Here is a 19,313-nt window from a genome sequence, read left to right on the forward strand (position 1 = left end):
TTATCGAGCGACTGAGCGTTACGTCGCTGCCGTGGTGACGCCGCCGTCGATCACGATGGTCTGGCCGGTCATGAAGGTCGAGGCGTCGGAGGCGAGATAGGCCACCGCGCCGGCGATCTCCTCGGGTTCGCCGATACGGCGAAGCGGCGACGACGCGGTGCGGCGCTTCAGGTTCTCCGGATCCTCCCACAGCGCGCGAGCGAAATCGGTCTTCACCAGGCCCGGCGCCACGCAATTGACGCGCACGCCCTTCGGACCCCATTCGCCGGCGAGGCTGCGGCACAGCGCAAAGTCGGCCGCTTTCGAGATGCCGTAGGCGCCGATCACCGTCGAGCCGCGCAAGCCGCCGATCGAGGAGATGATCACGACCGAGCCCTTGCCACGCTCGGCCATCTGCGGAACGGCGAGCGCGCAGAGCCAGATGTTGCTCTTGACGTTCGAGCCCATGATCTTGTCGAAGGCCTCGTCCTTGATGTCGAGCAGCGGGCCGTAATAGGGGTTCACCGCTGCGTTGCAGACCAGCGTGTCGATCTTGCCGTAATGTTTGATCGTGCCCGAGATCAGCGCCTCGACCTCTTCGCGGCGCGAGATGTTGCAGGGGATGACGATCGCATCACCGCCGTTGCTGTTGATGCCGTCAGCGACCTCCTTGCAGGCGTCCGCCTTGCGCGAGGAGATCACGACCTTGGCGCCGAGCTTTGCGAGCAGTTCGGCGGAGGAACGGCCGATGCCGCGGCTCGAGCCGGTGATGACGGCGACGGTGCCGGTGAGATCGAATGGAGTGTTTTTCATTGTTGTTGGGCTCCACTTGGTGTCGTCGCCCGCGAACGCGGGCGATCCGGTATTCCAGAGGCGGCGCAGCTAGAACCGAGAAGCCGCGGTGTACTGGATCCCCCGCTCCAGTGCGCAAGTGCGCACAAGGCGGGGGATGACAGTCATCATGAGGCTAGAGCAGCCCGCCGCCCTCGCTGACGCGGCGGAGGTGGTAGTCGGTGTCGCCGAGCGTGTTCTCGATCATGGTCAGTCGCTTGAAGTAGTGGCCGATCTTGGCCTCCATGGTCATGCCGATGCCGCCATGGAGCTGGATCGACTGCTGGCCGACGAACTTCAGCGACTTGCCGATCTGCACCTTGGCCGCGGCGACCGAGTTGGCACGGTCCTTGGCGTTGTCGAAGTCCGACGCCATGGTCGCGAGCATCGACATGCTGCGGGCCTGCTCCAGCGCCACGAACATGTCCGCGGCGCGGTGCTGCAGGCTCTGGAACGAGCCGATCGCAACGCCGAACTGCTTTCGCGTCTTGATGTACTCGACCGTGCTCGTCAACGACTCGTCCATCGCACCGACGGCTTCCGCGCAGATTGCGGTGCGGGCTTCGTCCGCCACGCGCTCGATCAGCGGCAGCGCATTCTCAGGATCGCCGATCGCGGCATCAGCGCCGACCTCGACATTGGTGAAGGTGATGTCGGCCGCGTGCAGGCCGTCCTGGGTCGGATAGCCCTTGCGAGTGATGCCCTTGGCGTCTGCCGGCACAAGAAACACGCCGACGCCGGTCTTGTCGCGCTGGCCGCCCTTGGTGCGCGCAGTGACGATCAAGGTGTCGGCGTTCTCGCCGTTGAGCACGACGAATTTTTCGCCGTCGATCACCCAACCGTCACCCTTTTTCTTCGCCGTCGTAACGACGTCGTGCAGATCGTAGCGCGAGCTCTTCTCAAGCTGCGCGAACGCGAAGGTCTTGCTGCCGTCGATGATGCCGGGAATATATGTCGCCTTCTGCTCGGCCGAGCCGCCGTGGCGCAGGAAGCTGCCGGCGATGACGACCGTGGCCAGATAAGGCTCGACCACCAGCGCCTTGCCGAGCGCCTCCATCACGATCATGGTCTCGACCGCGCCGGCGCCGAAGCCGCCATCGGCCTCCGCAAAGGGCAGACCAAGCAGGCCCTGCTCGGCAAGCTTGCCCCAGAGCGCTTTGCTCCAGCCGCCCTTCTCCTTCATGTACTTCTTGCGCGCATCGAAATCGTAGGCATCCGTGAGAAGCCCGTCGACGCTTTCCTTGAGAAGCCGCTGCTCCTCGGACAGATCAAAATCCATGTTACCGTCTCTCCAAAATCGCATGGGGCACCACTGCCGCCCCGATCTCCCCTCGTCATCCCCGCGAATGCGGGGATCCAGTACACACCGGCTGTCATCGTGACCTACGGACGCCGCGGCGTGCTGGGTCCCCCGCCCCAGTGCGCAATTGCGCACAAGGCGGGGGACGACAGCTGAACTTGTGGCTTACAGCCCCAGCACCGCCTTGCTGATGATGTTGCGCTGGATCTCGTTGGAGCCGCCGTAGATCGAAACCTTGCGGTTGTTGAAGTAGCTCGGCGCGATCTGTGCACTCCAATCCATGCTCTCGTTGGAGCCGGCGTCGCCGTGCTCGTCATAGGGCGCGGCAAACGGGCCGATCACCTCCATCAGGAGCTCGGTCGTGGTCTGCTGGATTTCGGAGCCCTTGATCTTCAGCACCGAGGAGGCCGGATTGGGCTTGCCCTTGCCGTGCTTGCCCTCGTCGGCGACGACGCGCAACTGAGTGAGCTCGAGCGCCTTCAGCTCGATCTCGCAGGCGGTGAGCTTTTCGCGGAACGCCGGATCCTCGATCACGGGCCGACCGCCGGCCTCAACCTTGGAAGCCAGCGCGCGGATGCGGCGCAGCCGCTCCTTCGACACGCCGACCCGGGCGATGCCGGTGCGCTCGTTGCCGAGCAGGAATTTGGCGTAGTCCCAGCCCTTGTTCTCCTCGCCGATCAGGTTCTCATAGGGCACCTCGACGTCGTCGAAGAAAACTTCATTGACCTCAACGCCGCCGTCGATGGTCTGGATCGGGCGCACGGTGACGCCCTTCGACTTCATGTCGAACACGATGAAGGAGATGCCCATCTGCTTCTTCGCATTGTTGTCGGTGCGGCAGAGGCAGAAGATCATGTCAGCGTGCTGGGCGAGCGTGGTCCAGGTCTTCTGGCCGTTGATGATCCACTTGTCACCCTTGCGCTCGGCCTTGGTCTTCAGCGAGGCGAGGTCAGAGCCGGAGCCGGGCTCCGAAAAACCCTGGCACCACCAGTCGTCGACATTGGCGATGCGCGGCAGATACTGCTTCTTCTGCGTCTCGTTGCCGAAGGTGTAGATGACAGGGCCGACCATACTGACGCCGAAGGCGAGCGGCTGCGGCGCCGGATAGGACTGCAGCTCCTCGTTGAAGATGTAGTGCTGCACCGAGGTCCAGCCCGTTCCGCCGAATTCCTTCGGCCAATGGGTGACGCCCCAGCCCTTCTTGTTGAGGATGCGCCACCAGGTGACCATCTCATCCTTCGACAGATGGCGGCCTTCCTGCAGCTTGCGGCGCGTGTCCGGCGGGACGTTGGCCTTGAAGAACGCCCGCACGTCCTCACGAAACGCTATCTCTTCCTTGGTGAAAGCGAGATCCATCGGATCCTCCTTTGAACGAACAGTCTTTGAACGAACAGTCTTGGTCGTATTGTTCTACTGCGGTGTGGGTTGAAGGGTTTTCGGCTGCTGCTGGCGCAATTCGTGGCGCGACAGTTTTCCAACCGGAGTGCGCGGCAGTTCGGCGACGAACTCGACCGCAACGGGCAATTCATGCTTGCCGAGCTTGCCGGTCAGGAACGCACGCAGCTCGTCGAGCGAGAACGGTTGTTGCCCGTCGCGCAGCTTGATGAAAGCTTTCGCCGCCTCGCCGCGGTAATCGTCGGAGATGCCGATCACAATCACCTCCTGCACGGCGGGATGCATGTAGATCGCCTGCTCGATCATCTGCGGATAGACGTTGAAGCCGCCGGAGATGATCATGTCCTTCTTGCGATCGACCAGATAGAAGTAGCCGTCGACATCCATGTAACCGATGTCGCCGGTCAGGAAGCGGTCGCCGACGAAGGCTTCCGCGGTTTCCTTCGGCCGGTTCCAGTAGCCCTTGGTGACGTTCGGGCCGCGGATACGGATCTCGCCGACCTCGCCGACCGGCATCAGCTTCGTCGAATCGTCCAGCGACACCACATCCATCTCGATGCCGGGCAGCATCAGCCCGATCGAGCCCACCTTGTCCGGCCCTTCCTTCGGATGGCCGGTGCCGGGCGAACAGGTCTCGGTCATGCCCCAGCCGCTCTTCAGCTTCATGCCGACGCGGCGCTCGAAGATCTTTGCGACTTCGACCGGCAGCGGCGCGCCGCCGGAGCCGCAGGAGACCAGCGACGACAGGTCGCGCTTGTCGAGATCGGGTAGCCCCGCGATCGCAATCCACATCGTCGGTACGCCGGGAAACACCGTGGCGCGCTTGACCTCGATGTCACGCATCACTGCCTCGACGTCGAAGCGCTGGTGCAGCGAGATCAGGTGGCCGCGGCGGATCGCCGACAGCAGCACGACGGTGAGCGCATAGATATGGAACAGCGGCAGCACGCAGATCACGCGCTCGATCGCGCTGCGCTCGAGCCGCGCCGGCTTGCCCCAGACGTCGTAGATCGACACCGCCCCAGTTAGGTTGCCGTGGCTCAGCATCGCGCCTTTCGGCAGGCCGGTGGTGCCGCCGGTATATTGCAGCAGCGCGACGTCCTCGACGTCGATCGCAGGCCATTGCGCCGGCTTGGTCGCACCATCGATGAACTGGCTGCGCGTGACCACAGCAGGGTTGTCGGGCAACGCCGTCTGCGCTGTGCCGGCCTTGCCCCAATTGTCGTCCTCGCAGACGATCAGCCGGTCGAGCAGCCCCTTGGCGAGGAATTTCAACGCAGTCGGCAACAGCGCCGACACATTACTGGTGACGAGCACGCGCGCGCCGGAGTCAGAGAGCTTGTGCGACAGCGCGATCTCACCGTCGAGCGGCGACAGATGCACGACACGGGCGCCAGCCTTCAGGGCGCCGAAGAAGTTGATCGGATGATCCGGCGTGTTGCCGAGGAACAGCGCGACCGACGCGCCCCTGCCGTAGCCGGCGCGCATGAAGGCGCTAGCTGCGGTTTCAACCAGGGCTTCGAGCTCGCTGTAGCTGATCGGTCGTTCGCGAAATTCGAGCACGGGGCGCGTGCCGTACTCGGCAGCGGCCGCGGAAAGCAGATCAGGCAACGTGCCACGCGCGATCTCGTCGCTCCAGTGCACGCCGTTCGGATAATATGGTTCGCCGGGATGGATCATGAATGCCTTCGCAGGACTCTAAAGGTCGTCATTCCGGGATGGCCCGAAGGGCCAGGCCCGGAATCCATCAGGCCGCATGCTCTGAGGCGCAATGGGTTCCGGGCTCATCGCTTTACGATGCCCCGGAACGACACATTGTTGGGCCTTTGGCCAATCACGCCGCTTTCGACGGCGTGGCGAGCGACGCGAAGGTCTTGCCCTCACCCGCGAGCTTCTTCAGCAGCGGCGCCGGCTCAAGCGAGGGATCGTTGGTCTCCTTGGCGTAGAAGGCGAGACGATCGGCAATGTGCTTCAGCCCGACGGTATCGGCCCAGAACATCGGGCCGCCGCGATAGATCGGCCAGCCATAGCCATAGAGCCAGACCACATCGATATCGCTCGGCCGCGCCGCGATGCCCTCTTCAAGGATCTTCGCGCCCTCGTTGATCATCGGATACATCATGCGCTCGAGGATCTCGTCGTCGGACACGGCGCGCTTCTTGCGGCCGAGGCGCGCCAGGGTCTCGTCGATCAGCTTCTCGACCTCCGGATCGGGCAGCGCCGACCGCGAGCCGGCTTCGTACTTGTAGTAGCCCTTGCCGGTCTTCTGGCCGAAGCGACCGGCTTCGCACAGCGCATCCGCGATTTCCGACTTGATGCCGCGGTCCTTGCGCGAGCGCCAGCCGATATCGAGGCCGGCGAGATCGCCCATCGCGAACGGGCCCATCGGCATGCCGAACTTTGTCACCACGGCGTCGACCTGCTGCGGCAAGGCGCCTTCGAACAACAGCTTCTCGGCCTGCTTGCCGCGCTGCGCCAGCATGCGATTGCCGACGAAACCGTCGCAGACGCCGACCACCGCCGGCACCTTGGCGATCTTGCGCGCGATCGAGACGGCGGTAACCAGCGCATCCGGCGCGGTCTTGTCGGCGCGCACGATCTCGCACAGCTTCATCACGTTGGCCGGCGAGAAGAAGTGCATGCCGAGCACGTCTTGCGGACGTTTCGTCGCCTTCGCGATCTCGTCGATGTTGAGGTAGGAGGTGTTGGACGCGAGCACCGCGCCAGGCTTGGCGTATTGGTCGAGCTTGCCGAACACTTCCTTCTTGACCGCCATGGTCTCGAACACCGCCTCGATGACGAGATCGGCGTCGCCAATGTTCTCGATGCCGACGACGCCATTGATCAGCGCCATGCGCTTGGCGGGCGCGTCCGCGGGGATGCCACCGCGCGCAGCGGTCGCTTCGTAGTTCTTCTGCATGATGCCCATGCCGCGCTTGAGCTGCTCCTCAGCGGTCTCGATCAGGGTGACCGGGATACCGGCATTGGCAAAGGACATCGCGATGCCGCCGCCCATGGTGCCGGCGCCGAGGATGGCCACGCGCGCGACGTTGCGCGGCTTGGTGCCCTCGGGCACGCCCGCGATCTTGGCGGCTTCGCGCTCGGCGAAGAAGGCGTAGCGCTGCGCCTTGGACTGGTCACTCGAGACCAGCTTGAGGAAGCCTTCGCGCTCCTTCTTCAGGCCCTCGTCGAACGGCAGGTCGATCGCCGCACCGACGGCATCCGCAGCCGCGAAAGGCGCTTCCAGCCCGCGCGCCTTCTTGGTCATCGCGGCGACGGCGTTGGTGAAGATCGAACGATCGGCCTTGGCCGCGGCGAGCTTGGAATTGTCATCGCGCAGCCTGCGCAGCGGTCGCTTCTCGGCGACCAGCTTGCGCGCAAATGCCACACCGCCCGACGCGGGCCCTTCCACGATCTCCTCGATCAGGCCGTGCTTCAGTGCTTCGGGAGCGGAGATCGGATCGCCGCCGACGATCATCTTGACCGCGAGCTCGGGTCCGACCGCGCGCGGCAGGCGCTGGGTGCCGCCGGCGCCCGGCAACAGGCCGAGCTTCACCTCGGGCAGGCCGAGTTTGGCGTCCTTGGTGGCGACCCGATAGTGGCAGGCCAGTGCAACCTCGAGACCGCCACCGAGCGCGTTGCCGTGAATTGCGGCAACGATCGGCTTCGGCGAATCTTCCATCAGGCTCAGCACTTCGGCGAGACCGGGCGGCTTCGGCGGCTTGCCGAATTCGGTGATATCGGCGCCCGCGATGAAGGTACGGCCATCGCAGGTCAGCACGATGCCCTGAACCTGCGTATCGGCGATCGCGCTCTTGATGCATTCAAAAATGCCGCCGCGCACCGCGGCGCTTAGCGCATTCACGGGAGGACTGTTAACCGTAACGACAGCAATGTTGTCATGACGTTCGAGCTTGACCACTTCACTCACCGGGACTCTCCCTGGATGCTTGTTCTTGAACTTGTGTTGAGTAGCTGCCCGACTTGCGTCGAGCCGCTACGTTCTCGCGATTTAGACTAATTTCGCACTGCGAAATTGAATTCCACACCTTGACACGGAGGGTTATTTTGAAGCACGAGCCTTGTCAACGAGCATGACAAAGCGGCAGGGAATGAAACGTTCTGGCAAGAAGGCAGCGACCGATCGCAACTTCGTCGTCGCGCTTTCCCGCGGACTTGATGTTCTGCGCGCATTCCAGCCCAATGACGGACTCCTGGGCAATCAAGAGATCGCCGCCCGTACAAAATTACCGAAGCCGACCATCTCCCGGCTGACCTATACGTTGACCAAGCTGGGCTACCTTACACCCGTGCCGCGGTTCGAGAAGTACCAGCTTGCGCCATCGGCCATGGCGCTGGGCTATGCGGCGCTCGCCAATCTCGGCGTTCGGCATTTGTCCGAGCCCTATCGGGAGGACGTGATGCGCCAGACCGGCGGCGCCGTCGCGGTTGGCGGCCGCGACCGTCACAGCATGATCTACTTTGGCCAGAGCCGGAATGGCTTGGCGCTCGGCGTGCAACTCGACGTCGGTTCACGGGTACCCATCGCAACCACGGCGATGGGCCGTGCCTATATTTGGGCATTGCCTCCCGACGAGCGTGCCGCTTTATTGCGTGAACTGCGCGAGCACTATGGCAGCCGCTGGCCCAAGATGCGCGATGGCATCGAGCGCTCCGGCGAGACGGTGGCGAAGTACGGGTTCACCATGTCCACAGGCGACTGGCAGGACGATGTCGCCGCAGTCGGCGTCGGCTTGACGCTGAATGACGGAACCGGACCCTACGCCTTCAATTGTGGCGCGCCGGCATTCCGCTTCACGGAAGACCGATTGATCAACGACATTGGACCTCGTCTTGTCGCGATGGTAAGGAACATCGAGCAGGTGCTGGGTGGGATGGCGCCGCAATCAAAAAAACAAGAAAGCAAAAAGTCTAGAGTAGGAGGGAAAGTTGCACGTTTGGCCGAGGGGATCAGATAGCCTCCATCACGACCAGCGAGAGGTTTCGCAGGTTCGCTCGCATCGCGTGAAGATGGCGGGCGAGACGAGATGACGCAGGCACAGCTCGCGCAGGGACAATCACCCCTGCTCGCGGTTCGCGACGTCAGCGTCGTGTTCGGCGGTATCATCGCGCTGAATGGCGTGTCCTTTGACATGCATCAGGGGCAGATCCTCGGCTTGATCGGACCGAACGGGGCCGGCAAGACGACGCTGTTCAACTGTCTGTCGCGGCTCTACCAGCCGTCGTCCGGCGACATCCTGATGGAAGGTGAGAGCATCCTGAAGCGGCCGCCGCACCGGATCGCCGAGATCGGCATCGGCCGCACCTTCCAGAACGTCGCATTGTTTCCCAATCTTTCCGTGATCGACAATGTGCGGGTCGGCGCGCATGCGCGCAGCTCGAGCGACATCGTCAGCGACTCGCTGCGGCTGGCCTGGATTCGGCGCGGCGAAGCCGACGTGAACAAGAAGGTTCACGCGATCCTCGGCTATCTCGACCTCGAGAGCGCCGCCCACACCGTGGTTTCCGGCCTGCCCTTCGGCACCCAGAAGCGCGTCGAGCTGGCGCGCGCTTTGGCCGCAGACCCGAAGATCCTGCTGCTCGACGAACCGGCCGGCGGCCTCAACCATGAGGAAGTCTACGTCCTCGGCGACCTGATCCGCAAAATCCGTGACGACCGCAAGATCACCGTGCTGCTGGTCGAGCACCACATGGGCCTCGTGATGTCGATCGCCGACCACGTCGTGGCGCTCAATTTCGGCCGCAAGCTCGCCGAGGGCACGCCGGCCCAGGTCCAGGCCGACCCGGATGTCATCAAGGCCTATCTGGGGAGCAAGGACCAATGACCTCGATGCTCAACGTCAAGGACCTGCGCGCCTATTACGGCCAGGTCCAGGCCCTGCACGGCCTCAACTTCCAGCTCAACGAGGGCTCGCTGACCACGCTGCTCGGCGCCAACGGCGCCGGCAAGACCACCACGTTGCGGGCGATCTGCAACATGGTGCGCTCGACCGGCGCGATCGAGTTCGAGGGTAAGCCGATCGGCACCCGCTCGACCGAGAACGTGGTCCGCCTTGGCATCGCGCATGTGCCGCAGGGCCGCGGTACCTTCACCACCCTGACGGTGGAGGAGAACCTGCAGCTCGGCGCCATCAGCCGATCCGACAAGAAGAACATCGTCGCCGACATCGAGCGGATGTACGACCATTTCCCGGTGCTGAAGCAGCGCTACACCCAGCAGGCCGGCACGCTGTCGGGCGGCGAGCAGCAGATGCTCGCGGTCGCCCGCGCGCTGATGCTGCGGCCGCGGCTGATGCTGCTCGACGAGCCGTCATTCGGCCTTGCGCCGCTGATCGTGCGCGACCTGTTCCGCATTCTCGGCAAGATCAATCGCGAGGAGAAGGTCACCATCCTGGTGGTCGAGCAGAACGCGCAACTCGCGCTCGAGCTCGCCGACCAGGCCTATGTGATCGAAACCGGACGGATCGTGATGTCGGGCAACGCCAAGGACATCGCCAACAACGAAGACGTCCGCAAATCCTATCTCGGCTACTGAGGAGCAAGGACAATGGAGCTTTTTGCCAACCAGGTCCTGGCCGGCATCGCCACCGGCGCGATCTATGCCTGCATGGCGCTCGCGGTGGTCATGATCTACCAGGCCATCGACCATCTGAATTTCGCCCAGGGCGAAATGGCGATGTTCTCGACCTTCGTCTCCTGGCAGTTGATGCAATGGGGCATCCCCTACTGGGGAGCTTTCGTCCTCACCGTCGCGTTTTCGTTCGCCGCGGGCATCGCGATCGAGCGATTGCTGTTCAAGCCGCTGGCGAAGGCGCCGATCCTGACCAACGTCGCCGGCTTCATCGCGCTGTATGCGATCATCAACAGCGTCGCCGGCCTGATCTGGGACTTCACCATCAAGCAATATCCGACGCCGTTCGGCTCTTCGCCCTTCCTCGGCAGCCAGCTGATCTCGACCCATCAGGCCGGCATGATCGGCATTACGCTGTTGATGCTGGTCATGCTGTTCTTCTTCTTTCGCTTCACCCGGGTGGGCCTCGCGATGCGCGCGGCCGCGTCGCTGCCTGAATCGGCGCGGCTGGTCGGCATCAACACCTCGTGGATGATCGCGCTGGGCTGGGGCATGGCCGCCGCGATCGGCTCGGTCGCCGGCATGATGATCGCGCCGGTGGTGTTCCTCGAGCCCAACATGATGCTGGGCGTGCTGATTTACGGATTTGCCGCCGCCGTGCTCGGCGGCCTGACCAGTCCGTTCGGTGCTGTCATGGGCGGCTTCCTGGTCGGGATCTTCGAAAACCTGGTCGGGACCTATATCCCCGGCGTCGGCAATGAATTGAAGCTACCGATCGCGCTTGCGCTGATCATCACCGTGTTGGTCGTCAAACCGGCTGGGCTGTTTGGCCGGCCCATCGTCAAGCGAGTTTGATCATGAGCACCGCTGAAGACATCGTCACCGAAGCCCCGGCCGTCGAGGCCGTTCCCAAGCGAGCCATGACGCTCGGCTTCGGCACCTCACTCGTGGTGCTGGCCGTGCTCATCCTCGTCCCGCTGTTCGTGAAGAACTTCATCATCTTTCAGTTGACGATGCTGCTGATTTACGCGCTCGCGGTGCTGGCGCTGAACATCCTGACCGGCGGCAGCGGGCAGTTCTCGCTCGGCCAGAGCGCGTTCTACGCGGTCGGCGCCTACACTTCGGCGATCCTGATGGAGCATGTGGGCATGAACTATGCCCTGACGCTGCCGATTGCCGGCATCGTCTGCTTCGGCTTCGGCTTCCTGTTCGGCCAGCCGGCGCTGCGGCTCAGCGGCGTCTACCTGGCGCTTGCGACGTTTGCGCTCGCCACCGCGATGCCGCAGCTGTTGAAACTCGGCTATTTCGAGCACTGGACCGGCGGCGTGCAAGGCCTGGTCGTGACCAAGCCGGACGCGCCCGAATTGCTGCAGGCTGTGGCCTCGTGGTTCCACAAGTCGATCTCGCAGGACATGTGGCTGTATTACTTCACGCTGGCGGTCGGGATCGCGATCTACATCGCTTCGGTGAACCTGCTGCGCTCGCGTTCGGGCCGCGCCTTCATGGCGATCCGCGACAACGAGATCGCGGCCTCCGCCATGGGCGTCGACGTCGCGCTGTACAAGACGCTGGCGTTCGGCGTCTCGGCCGGCATCACCGGCGTCGCCGGCGGTCTTGGCGCCATCGCGGTGCAATTCGTGGCGCCCGACGGCTACACCATCACGCTCGCGATCCAGCTGTTCCTCGGCATGGTGGTCGGCGGCGTCGGCTGGCTGCCGGGCTCGATCGTAGGAAGTGCCTTCATCATCTTCGTGCCCAACATCGCCGAGAGCTTCTCCAAGGGCCTCTCCGGCGCGGTGTTCGGCGTGCTGCTGTTCCTCGTCATCTTCCTCGTGCCGCATGGCGCCAGGCAAGTTGCGATCGTTGCCCAGCAACTTATCGGAAAACTCAAGAAGAACTAAGAACCTCAAAGAAGAAACCAGGAGACACTATGCTTTCGAGACTAAGGATCGCCGCGGCTGCCGTGGCGGTCGTTGCTTTTGCTGCGACATCCACTGCCGCTTTCGCCCAGAAGAAATACGACACTGGCGCGACCGACACCGAGATCAAGATCGGCAACATCATGCCCTACAGCGGACCAGCTTCCGCCTACGGCGTGATCGGCAAGACCGAAGAAGCCTATTTCAAGATGATCAACGATCAGGGCGGCATCAACGGCCGCAAGGTCAGCTTCGTCAGCTATGACGACGCCTACTCGCCGCCGAAGGCGGTCGAGCAGGTGCGCAAGCTGGCCGAAAGCGACGAGGTCCTCGTCGTGTTCAATCCGCTCGGTACGCCGTCGAACACCGCGATCCAGAAGTACCTCAACGCCAAGAAGATCCCGCAGCTGTTCGTCGCCACCGGTGCAACCAAGTGGAACGACCCGAAGGCCTTCCCGTGGACCATCGGCTGGCAGCCGAGCTACCAGAGCGAGGCACAAATCTATGCCAAATGGCTGATGAAGGAGAAGCCCGACGCCAAGGTCGCGATCCTCTATCAGAACGACGATTTCGGCAAAGACTACCTCAAGGGCACCAAGGACGGGTTCGGCGCCAAGGCGGCCTCCACCATCATCATGGAGGAGAGCTATGAGGTGTCGGAGCCTTCGATCGACGGCCATATCGTCAAGATCAAGGCCGCCAATCCGGACGTGCTGTTGATCTACGCCACGCCGAAATTTGCCGCGCAGGCCATCAAGAAGACTGGCGAACTCGGCTGGAAGCCGCTGCAGATCGTCACCAACGTCTCGATCTCGGTCGGCAGCGTGATGCAGCCGGCCGGCTTCGAGAATGCCCAGGGCGTGCTCTCGGCCGCCTATGCCAAGGACGGCACCGACCCGCAATGGGTCACCGATCCCGGCATGAAGAAATGGTCCGCGTTCGTCGACAAGTACATGCCGGGTGCCGACAAGACCGACAGTGGTGTCGTATACGGCTATGGCGCGGCGCAAACGCTGGCCAAGGTGTTCGAAATGTGCGGCGACGACCTCACCCGCGCCAACGTCATGAAGCAGGCGGCGAGCCTGAAGGACTTCACGCCCGACACGCTGTTGCCGGGCGTCAAGATCAACACCTCGGCGACCGACTTCGCGCCGATCTCGCAACTGCAGATGCAGCGCTTCAAGGGTCAGAAGTGGGAACTGTTCGGCGAGACCATCTCGGGTGACGTCGCTGCCGAATAACGTTGCAGTGCAAAAATGAACCGAGAGCCCCCGCGGCTGACGTCGCGGGGGCTTTTTGTTGACGGCCCGTGCCGATGGTATTGAATGCGCAGACCAAGAACACGGGGTGGGGAAACCATGACTGCTGTACGCCTGTCCCTGACGGCGCTCTTGACGGCGCTTGCACTGATCGTGGCGAGTGGCGATGTCGCAATGGCCCAGAAGACCTACGACACCGGGGCCAGCGACACCGAGATCAAGATCGGCAACATCATGCCCTACAGCGGTCCCGCCTCGGCCTACGGGGTGATCGGCAAGACCGAGGCCGCCTATTTCAAGATGATCAACGCACAGGGCGGCATCCACGGCCGAAAGATCACGTTCATCTCCTACGACGACGGCTACTCGCCGGCGAAGACGGTGGAGCAGGCGCGCAAGCTGGTCGAAAGCGACGAGGTGCTGCTGGTGTTCAACTCGCTCGGCACCTCGACCAACACGGCGATCCAGAAATACATGAACCAGAAGACGGTGCCGCAGCTGTTCGTCGCCTCCGGTGCCTCCAGATGGAACAACCCGAAGGAATTTCCCTGGACCATCGGCTGGCAGCCCAGCTACCAGGACGAGGCGCATATCTATGCGAAATACATCATCAGGGAGAAGCCGAACGCGAAGGTCGCCGTGTTCTACCAGAACGATGACTTCGGCAAGGACTACCTCAAGGGCCTGAAGCACGCCTTCGGCGACAAGGCATCGATGATCGTCGCCGAGGAAAGCTACGAGACCTCGGAGCCCACGATCGACGATCACATCGTCAAGCTCAAGGCCGCCGGCACCGACACCTTCATCAGCATCGCGACGCCGAAATTCGCGGCACAGGCGATCAAGAAGGCCGCTGAGATCGCCTGGACACCGCTGCAGATCGTCGCCAACGTCTCGGCGTCCGTCGGCGGCGTGATGCAGCCGGCGGGCTTCGAGAATTCCCAGGGCATCCTGTCGGCCGCCTACCTCAAGGACGGCGCCGACCCGCAATGGAATAACGACCCCGGCATGCAGAAATTCCTTGCCTTCCTCAAGCAGGATTATCCTGAAGGCAACAGGCTCGACGGCGCTACAGCCTTCGGTTACGGCGCCGCGCAGACCATGGTGAGGGTGCTGGAGATGTGTGGCGACGATCTCACCCGCGCCAACGTCATGAAGCAGGCCGCGAGCCTGAAAGACTTCACCGCCGACACGTTGCTGCCCGGCATCACCATCAACACGTCCGCGACCGACTTCGCGCCGATCAAGCAGCTGCGGTTGATGCGCTTCAAGGGCGACAAGTGGGAGTTGTTCGGCGACATCATTTCAAGCAATATGAGCCACTGATCGTCCGCGCCCGGCGCTTCCCGGGTCCGCGCCTTCGACTAAATGACGCCTCCCGTGCCACGACCGCGGGGGGCTTTTTGTTGCTGGCAAAGGGCGAAAGGTATTCAATATCGCGAGGAGCCGCGAAGTGCTCTCAATCAAAAAAACATGACACATTCATCGTGATCCAAGGGAGATCAAAATGCCTGCTATCCATTTGCGATTGGGGGCCTTTTCGGCTGCCCTCGCACTGCTCGCAGCAACCACCGACCCCTCCGTCGCCCAGAAGAAATACGACACCGGCGCCACCGACACCGAGATCAAGATCGGCAACATTATGCCCTACAGCGGCCCCGCGTCCGCCTACGGCATCATCGGCCGCACCGAGGCCGCCTACTTCAAGAAGATCAACGATGCCGGCGGCATCAATGGCCGCAAGATCAACTTCATCTCCTATGACGACGCCTACTCGCCGCCGAAGGCGGTGGAGCAGGCGCGCAAGCTGGTCGAGAGCGACGAGGTGCTGCTGGTCTTCAACTCGCTCGGCACACCGTCGAACTCGGCGATCCAGAAGTACATGAACTCCAAAAAGGTGCCGCAGCTGTTCGTCGCCACCGGCGCCACCAAATGGAACGACCCGAAGGAGTTTCCTTGGACCATGGGCTGGCAGCCCAACTATCAGAGCGAAACCCAGATCTACGCGAAGTACATCCTGAAGAACATGCCGAACGCCAAGATCGCGGTGATCTTCCAGAATGACGATTACGGCAAGGACTACCTGAAGGGCCTCAAGGACGGGCTCGGCCAGAAGGCCGCGAGCATGATCGTCGCCGAGGAGAGTTTTGAGACCTCCGAGCCGTCCATCGACAACCACATCGTCAAGCTGAAGTCGAGCAACGCCGATGTCTTCATCGACATCGCAACGCCGAAATTCGCGGCACAGGCGATCAAGAAGGTCACGGAGCTCGGCTGGAAGCCGACCCACTTCCTCAACAACGTGTCGGCCTCGGTCGGCTCGGTGATCAGGCCGGCCGGCTATGAGAACGCGCAGGACATCATCTCGGCCAACTACCTGAAGGACGCCTCCGACAGGCAATGGGACAATGATCCCGGCATGAAGGAGTTCTATGCCTTCATGGCCAAGGATTTTCCTGAAGGCGACAGGCTCGACGGCGGCACCGTTGTCGGCTTCGGCGTGGCCCAGACCCTGGTGCAGGTGCTGAAGCAGTGCGGCGATAATCTGACCCGCGAGAACGTCATGAAGCAGGCAGCGAACCTGCAGGACTTCCGTACCGAGGTGCTGCTGCCGGGCATCAAGATCAACACCGGCCCGAGCGATTTCGCCCCGATCAGCCAGCTTCAGCTGATGAAGTTCAAAGGCGAGAGGTGGGAACTGTTCGGCGACGTGATCAGCGCCGACGTCGGCGGCTAAAATTTTCCCATATCGTGAGATTCCTGCCCCCTGCGACACTTTCGCAGGGGGTTTTGCTTTGTCTTTCGCTTCCGATGCCTCACCGATAAAACCGAAGACGGCCCGGCCGTTTACACTCCACTTGGCGATGCGCTAGGTATCGATGCGGCAGAGCGAACAACAAGCCGGCGCCTTTCCATGAGGCGCGCAAGAACCGGGAGACCTTCAAGTGTCCATGCCGATCAGACATCGCGTCGCGACCGCCCTCCTCGGCCTCACCGTTGCTGCTGCGACCAGCAGCGCCGCGTTGGCGCAGAAGAAATACGATACGGGCGCCGGCGACACCGAGATCAAGATCGGCAACATCGTGCCCTATAGCGGCCCTGCCTCGGCCTATGGCGTGGTCGGCAAGGCGATGACCGCCGTGTTCAAGAAGGTGAACGACGACGGCGGCATCAACGGGCGCAAGATCAACTTCATCTCCTATGACGACGCCTATTCGCCGCCCAAGGCGGTCGAGCAGGCCCGCAAACTGGTCGAGAGCGATGAGGTGCTGTTCCTGTTCGGCACGCTCGGCACCGCATCGAACACCGCGATCCAGAAATACCTCAACGCCAAGAAGGTGCCGCAGCTGTTCGTCGCCACGGGTGCTACCAAGTGGAACGCGCCGCAGGCCTTCCCCTGGACCATGGGCTGGCTGCCCAGCTACCAGAGCGAGTCGCGCATCTACGCGAAATATCTGATCAAGGAGAAGCCTGCCGCGAAGGTCGCAGTGCTCTACCAGAACGACGACATGGGCAAGGACTATCTCAAGGGCCTCAAGGATGGCTTCGCCAGCGATCCTGCGCGCATTGTCGCCGAGGAGAGCTACGAGGTCGCCGAGCCCACCATCGACTCGCATGTGGTGCGGCTTAAATCATCCAACCCCGACGTCATCATCTTCTTCACCACGCCGAAATTCGGCGCGCAGGCGATCAAGAAGGTCGGTGAGATGAACTGGAAGCCGGTCACCATCGTCTCCAACGTCTCGGCCTCGACCGCGACCGTGATGCGACCGGCGGGCATAGACAACGCGCAGGGCGTGATCTCGGCGGCCTACGCCAAGGACGCCAGCGATCCGCAGTGGAAGGATGACGTCGGCATGAAGGCGTTCGACGAGCTGCTCGCCAAATACATGCCCGAGACCAATCGCGTCGATGCCTCGGCGATGACTGGCTACAACATGGCGACCACGATGGTCGAGGTGCTACGCCGCTGCGGCGACGACCTGACGCGCGCCAATGTCATGAAGCAGGCGGCGAGCCTGAAGCAGTTCCCGCAAGGTGGCCTGCTGCCGGGCGTGACGCTGTCGACCGGCCCCGACGACTTCCAGCCGATCGAGCAACTGCAACTGATGCAGTTCAAGGGCGAGCGCTGGCAGTTGTTCGGCGACGTCATCAGTGGTGAGCTCGTCGGCAACTAGGGGATCACCTGAAAATATCGAAAACAACCCCATGCAAAGTAGCCGATCCAAAGTTGCCGATAGCGGCCACGCTCGACCAGGCAACTTGACACGCCGGGCAACTCAGCGTTACTCTTCCAATATTCCGAAATCGTGCAAGCGCGCCCCTGACCCCCGCAAGCGGGAGATGGAATGCAGCAGCTTGCAAGTCAGCCTCATCTCGTCACACCCTGCTGTTCGTGAGTCCTGCCATGACCGACCGACGTCCCCTGCTGCGTTCGATCTTCGATGCCGCCGTTGCGGCCGCGCACCCCGACGTCGTGCTGGCGTCACGGCTGCGTCCGGTGCCGAAGGGACGGATCATCTGCCTTGCCGCCGGCAAAGGCGCCGGCGCGATGGCTGCGGCAGCCGAACGGCATTATCTCGACGGGCTCGGGCTCGATCCGGCACGGCTGGTCGGCATCGCGACGACCCGTCACGGCCACGGCGTGCCGACACGACGCATCAAGGTGGTCGAGGCCGGCCACCCCGTGCCCGACGAGGCCGGGCTGAAGGCGGCCGACGACACGCTGCGGCTCGCCGCGGAAGCGACCCCTGACGATTTGCTGCTGGTGCTGCTGACCGGCGGCGGTTCGGCGAACTGGATCGCACCGGTCGAGGGCGTGAGCTTTGCGCAGAAGCAGCAGGTCAACCGCGCGCTGCTGCGCTCGGGCGCACCGATCGGCGAGATGAACATCGTCCGCAAGCATCTGTCGCGCATCAAGGGCGGCCGGCTGGCCCGCGCCGGCCGACGCGCTGCCGAGATCGTCACGCTCGCGATATCAGACGTGCCGCATGACGATCCCTCCGCGATTGCGTCCGGTCCGACGGTGCCCGATCCCACCACGCTGGCCGATGCCCGCGCCCTGGTCGCCAAATACAATCTCGCGGTCGACGACGCCGTACGCCGCGCGCTCGACGATCCCAGGAATGAGACCTGCAAGCCCGGCGATCCCGCCTTTGCGCACGCAACGTTCGAACTGCTGGCGAAACCAGAGGCCTCGATCGACGCCGCGGTGAAGGTCGCGCGCGACGCCGGTTATGAGACCATCGCCCTCGGCGCCGATCTCGAAGGCGAGGCCCGCGACGTCGCCGCCGCGCACGCCCGCATGGCACTGCAGGCGCGCAGCGAAGGCAAGCGCGTCGCGATCATCTCGGGCGGCGAGCTCACGGTGACCGTGCGCGGTAACGGCCGCGGCGGCCCCAACCAGGAATACGCGCTGGCGCTCGCCGATCTGCTGAAGGATACGCCCGATGTGTCAGCGCTCGCCGGCGACACCGATGGCGCCGACGGCGGCGCCGGCAGCGCCAGCGATCCGGCCGGCGCTATCATCGACCAGGCGACATTCGCGAAGATGAAATCACTGGGCCTCGATCCCAAGGCCTATCTCGAGAACAACGACGCCACGGGATTTTTCGCGCAGACCGGCGATTTGCTGCTGACCGGACCGACGCTGACGAATGTGAATGATGTCAGAGTGATTTTGGTAGACTAGGGCGCGTCCTACAAATACGCCCCGCGTCCGCTTCGCTCCTGGAAGCCGACCTTGAAGTGGGCATGGCCCACGTCGGCCTTGGGCCCAGGCCGTGTGAAAATCGCGCAACTTGGGGGCACTGGCGCAGTTCGCGGCCGCCGAGCTTCTAATTCGGTGGAATCGACCTCTCATCTCAGTGGCAACCAAGAGCTTCATGTAGGCGCTGATTTGGTCGCACAGAGGCCGGCCTCACGCCCGCATCGCCTTCAGCAATCCGCCTACGCCCAGGATCGTCATCACGCGCTTCATGTTGTAGGCGAGCACGTTGAGCGCCATCTCAGTGGCCACCTTTGGCAGCTTCTTCGTG

General features: G+C 63.1%; 15 protein-coding genes. 10 read left to right on the forward strand and 5 right to left on the reverse strand.

The window, feature by feature from the left end; all coding sequences use genetic code 11:
* Positions 1–18 precede the first annotated feature (18 nt).
* The 5 genes from UP10_RS28280 to UP10_RS28300 all read right to left on the reverse strand — a co-directional run bounded on the left by UP10_RS28280 (position 19) and on the right by UP10_RS28300 (position 7,436).
* On the reverse strand, positions 19–792 hold the full coding sequence (locus tag UP10_RS28280) for an SDR family NAD(P)-dependent oxidoreductase (RefSeq protein ID WP_044590510.1): 774 nt from the start codon (positions 790–792) through the stop codon (positions 19–21).
* Positions 793–946: 154 nt separating this feature from the next.
* Positions 947–2,089 carry a pimeloyl-CoA dehydrogenase small subunit gene (gene pimD / locus UP10_RS28285; RefSeq protein WP_044590511.1) on the reverse strand — a complete coding sequence of 381 codons (1,143 nt, stop codon included), beginning with the start codon at positions 2,087–2,089 and terminating at the stop codon, positions 947–949.
* 186 nt (positions 2,090–2,275) lie between these two features.
* The gene (gene pimC, locus UP10_RS28290; protein ID WP_044542870.1) at positions 2,276–3,466 is read right to left on the reverse strand and encodes a pimeloyl-CoA dehydrogenase large subunit; all 1,191 of its coding nucleotides are present in this window, start codon (positions 3,464–3,466) and stop codon (positions 2,276–2,278) included.
* A gap of 54 nt (positions 3,467–3,520) precedes the next feature.
* Positions 3,521–5,185, reverse strand: coding sequence for a dicarboxylate--CoA ligase PimA (gene pimA / locus UP10_RS28295; protein WP_044590512.1), 1,665 nt, complete (start codon positions 5,183–5,185; stop codon positions 3,521–3,523).
* Between the two features lie 154 nt (positions 5,186–5,339).
* Complete coding sequence (locus UP10_RS28300; RefSeq protein ID WP_044590513.1) at positions 5,340–7,436, reverse strand: 3-hydroxyacyl-CoA dehydrogenase NAD-binding domain-containing protein; 2,097 nt, start codon at positions 7,434–7,436, stop codon at positions 5,340–5,342.
* A gap of 181 nt (positions 7,437–7,617) precedes the next feature.
* Between UP10_RS28300 and UP10_RS28305 the strand changes: the two genes are divergently transcribed.
* The 10 genes from UP10_RS28305 (at position 7,618) to UP10_RS28350 (ending at position 18,967) form a co-directional block, all read left to right on the forward strand.
* Entirely contained in the window at positions 7,618–8,484 is an 867-nt protein-coding gene (locus UP10_RS28305) for an IclR family transcriptional regulator (protein WP_044543177.1), read from the forward strand.
* A 69-nt stretch (positions 8,485–8,553) separates the two neighbouring features.
* A complete protein-coding gene (locus UP10_RS28310; protein ID WP_044590514.1) occupies positions 8,554–9,351 on the forward strand; it encodes an ABC transporter ATP-binding protein in 798 nt (265 codons plus the stop codon).
* The gene (locus UP10_RS28315; RefSeq protein ID WP_044590515.1) at positions 9,348–10,061 is read left to right on the forward strand and encodes an ABC transporter ATP-binding protein; all 714 of its coding nucleotides are present in this window, start codon (positions 9,348–9,350) and stop codon (positions 10,059–10,061) included. Before UP10_RS28310 ends, UP10_RS28315 begins: the two co-directional genes overlap by 4 nt.
* 12 nt (positions 10,062–10,073) lie before the next feature.
* Complete coding sequence (locus tag UP10_RS28320) at positions 10,074–10,952, forward strand: branched-chain amino acid ABC transporter permease (protein ID WP_044542865.1); 879 nt, start codon at positions 10,074–10,076, stop codon at positions 10,950–10,952.
* Between the two features lie 2 nt (positions 10,953–10,954).
* Positions 10,955–11,998 (forward strand): branched-chain amino acid ABC transporter permease, encoded by a 1,044-nt coding sequence (locus UP10_RS28325; RefSeq protein WP_044590516.1) that lies wholly within the window; start codon positions 10,955–10,957, stop codon positions 11,996–11,998.
* A gap of 29 nt (positions 11,999–12,027) precedes the next feature.
* Positions 12,028–13,257, forward strand: coding sequence for an ABC transporter substrate-binding protein (locus UP10_RS28330; protein WP_044590517.1), 1,230 nt, complete (start codon positions 12,028–12,030; stop codon positions 13,255–13,257).
* Positions 13,258–13,374: 117 nt separating this feature from the next.
* Entirely contained in the window at positions 13,375–14,601 is a 1,227-nt protein-coding gene (locus UP10_RS28335) for an ABC transporter substrate-binding protein (protein WP_044590518.1), read from the forward strand.
* 181 nt (positions 14,602–14,782) lie between these two features.
* On the forward strand, positions 14,783–16,012 hold the full coding sequence (locus UP10_RS28340; RefSeq protein ID WP_044590519.1) for an ABC transporter substrate-binding protein: 1,230 nt from the start codon (positions 14,783–14,785) through the stop codon (positions 16,010–16,012).
* A gap of 214 nt (positions 16,013–16,226) precedes the next feature.
* The gene (locus tag UP10_RS28345; RefSeq protein WP_044590520.1) at positions 16,227–17,453 is read left to right on the forward strand and encodes an ABC transporter substrate-binding protein; all 1,227 of its coding nucleotides are present in this window, start codon (positions 16,227–16,229) and stop codon (positions 17,451–17,453) included.
* Positions 17,454–17,683: 230 nt separating this feature from the next.
* Positions 17,684–18,967 carry a glycerate kinase type-2 family protein gene (locus UP10_RS28350; protein ID WP_044590521.1) on the forward strand — a complete coding sequence of 428 codons (1,284 nt, stop codon included), beginning with the start codon at positions 17,684–17,686 and terminating at the stop codon, positions 18,965–18,967.
* Positions 18,968–19,313: the final 346 nt, after the last annotated feature.

Source organism: Bradyrhizobium sp. LTSPM299, from assembly GCF_000938235.1.
Lineage (GTDB): Bacteria > Pseudomonadota > Alphaproteobacteria > Rhizobiales > Xanthobacteraceae > Bradyrhizobium.

Excerpts from the sequence above, each read along its gene's own strand:
- UP10_RS28280 (WP_044590510.1), bottom strand. The coding sequence starts at position 792 with ATGAAAAACACTCCATTCGATCTCACCGGCACCGTCGCCGTCATCACC.
- pimD (WP_044590511.1), bottom strand. The coding sequence starts at position 2,089 with ATGGATTTTGATCTGTCCGAGGAGCAGCGGCTTCTCAAGGAAAGCGTC.
- pimC (WP_044542870.1), bottom strand. The coding sequence starts at position 3,466 with ATGGATCTCGCTTTCACCAAGGAAGAGATAGCGTTTCGTGAGGACGTG.
- pimA (WP_044590512.1), bottom strand. The coding sequence starts at position 5,185 with ATGATCCATCCCGGCGAACCATATTATCCGAACGGCGTGCACTGGAGC.
- UP10_RS28305 (WP_044543177.1), top strand. The coding sequence starts at position 7,618 with ATGAAACGTTCTGGCAAGAAGGCAGCGACCGATCGCAACTTCGTCGTC.
- UP10_RS28310 (WP_044590514.1), top strand. The coding sequence starts at position 8,554 with ATGACGCAGGCACAGCTCGCGCAGGGACAATCACCCCTGCTCGCGGTT.
- UP10_RS28315 (WP_044590515.1), top strand. The coding sequence starts at position 9,348 with ATGACCTCGATGCTCAACGTCAAGGACCTGCGCGCCTATTACGGCCAG.
- UP10_RS28320 (WP_044542865.1), top strand. The coding sequence starts at position 10,074 with ATGGAGCTTTTTGCCAACCAGGTCCTGGCCGGCATCGCCACCGGCGCG.
- UP10_RS28325 (WP_044590516.1), top strand. The coding sequence starts at position 10,955 with ATGAGCACCGCTGAAGACATCGTCACCGAAGCCCCGGCCGTCGAGGCC.
- UP10_RS28330 (WP_044590517.1), top strand. The coding sequence starts at position 12,028 with ATGCTTTCGAGACTAAGGATCGCCGCGGCTGCCGTGGCGGTCGTTGCT.
- UP10_RS28335 (WP_044590518.1), top strand. The coding sequence starts at position 13,375 with ATGACTGCTGTACGCCTGTCCCTGACGGCGCTCTTGACGGCGCTTGCA.
- UP10_RS28340 (WP_044590519.1), top strand. The coding sequence starts at position 14,783 with ATGCCTGCTATCCATTTGCGATTGGGGGCCTTTTCGGCTGCCCTCGCA.
- UP10_RS28345 (WP_044590520.1), top strand. The coding sequence starts at position 16,227 with ATGCCGATCAGACATCGCGTCGCGACCGCCCTCCTCGGCCTCACCGTT.
- UP10_RS28350 (WP_044590521.1), top strand. The coding sequence starts at position 17,684 with ATGACCGACCGACGTCCCCTGCTGCGTTCGATCTTCGATGCCGCCGTT.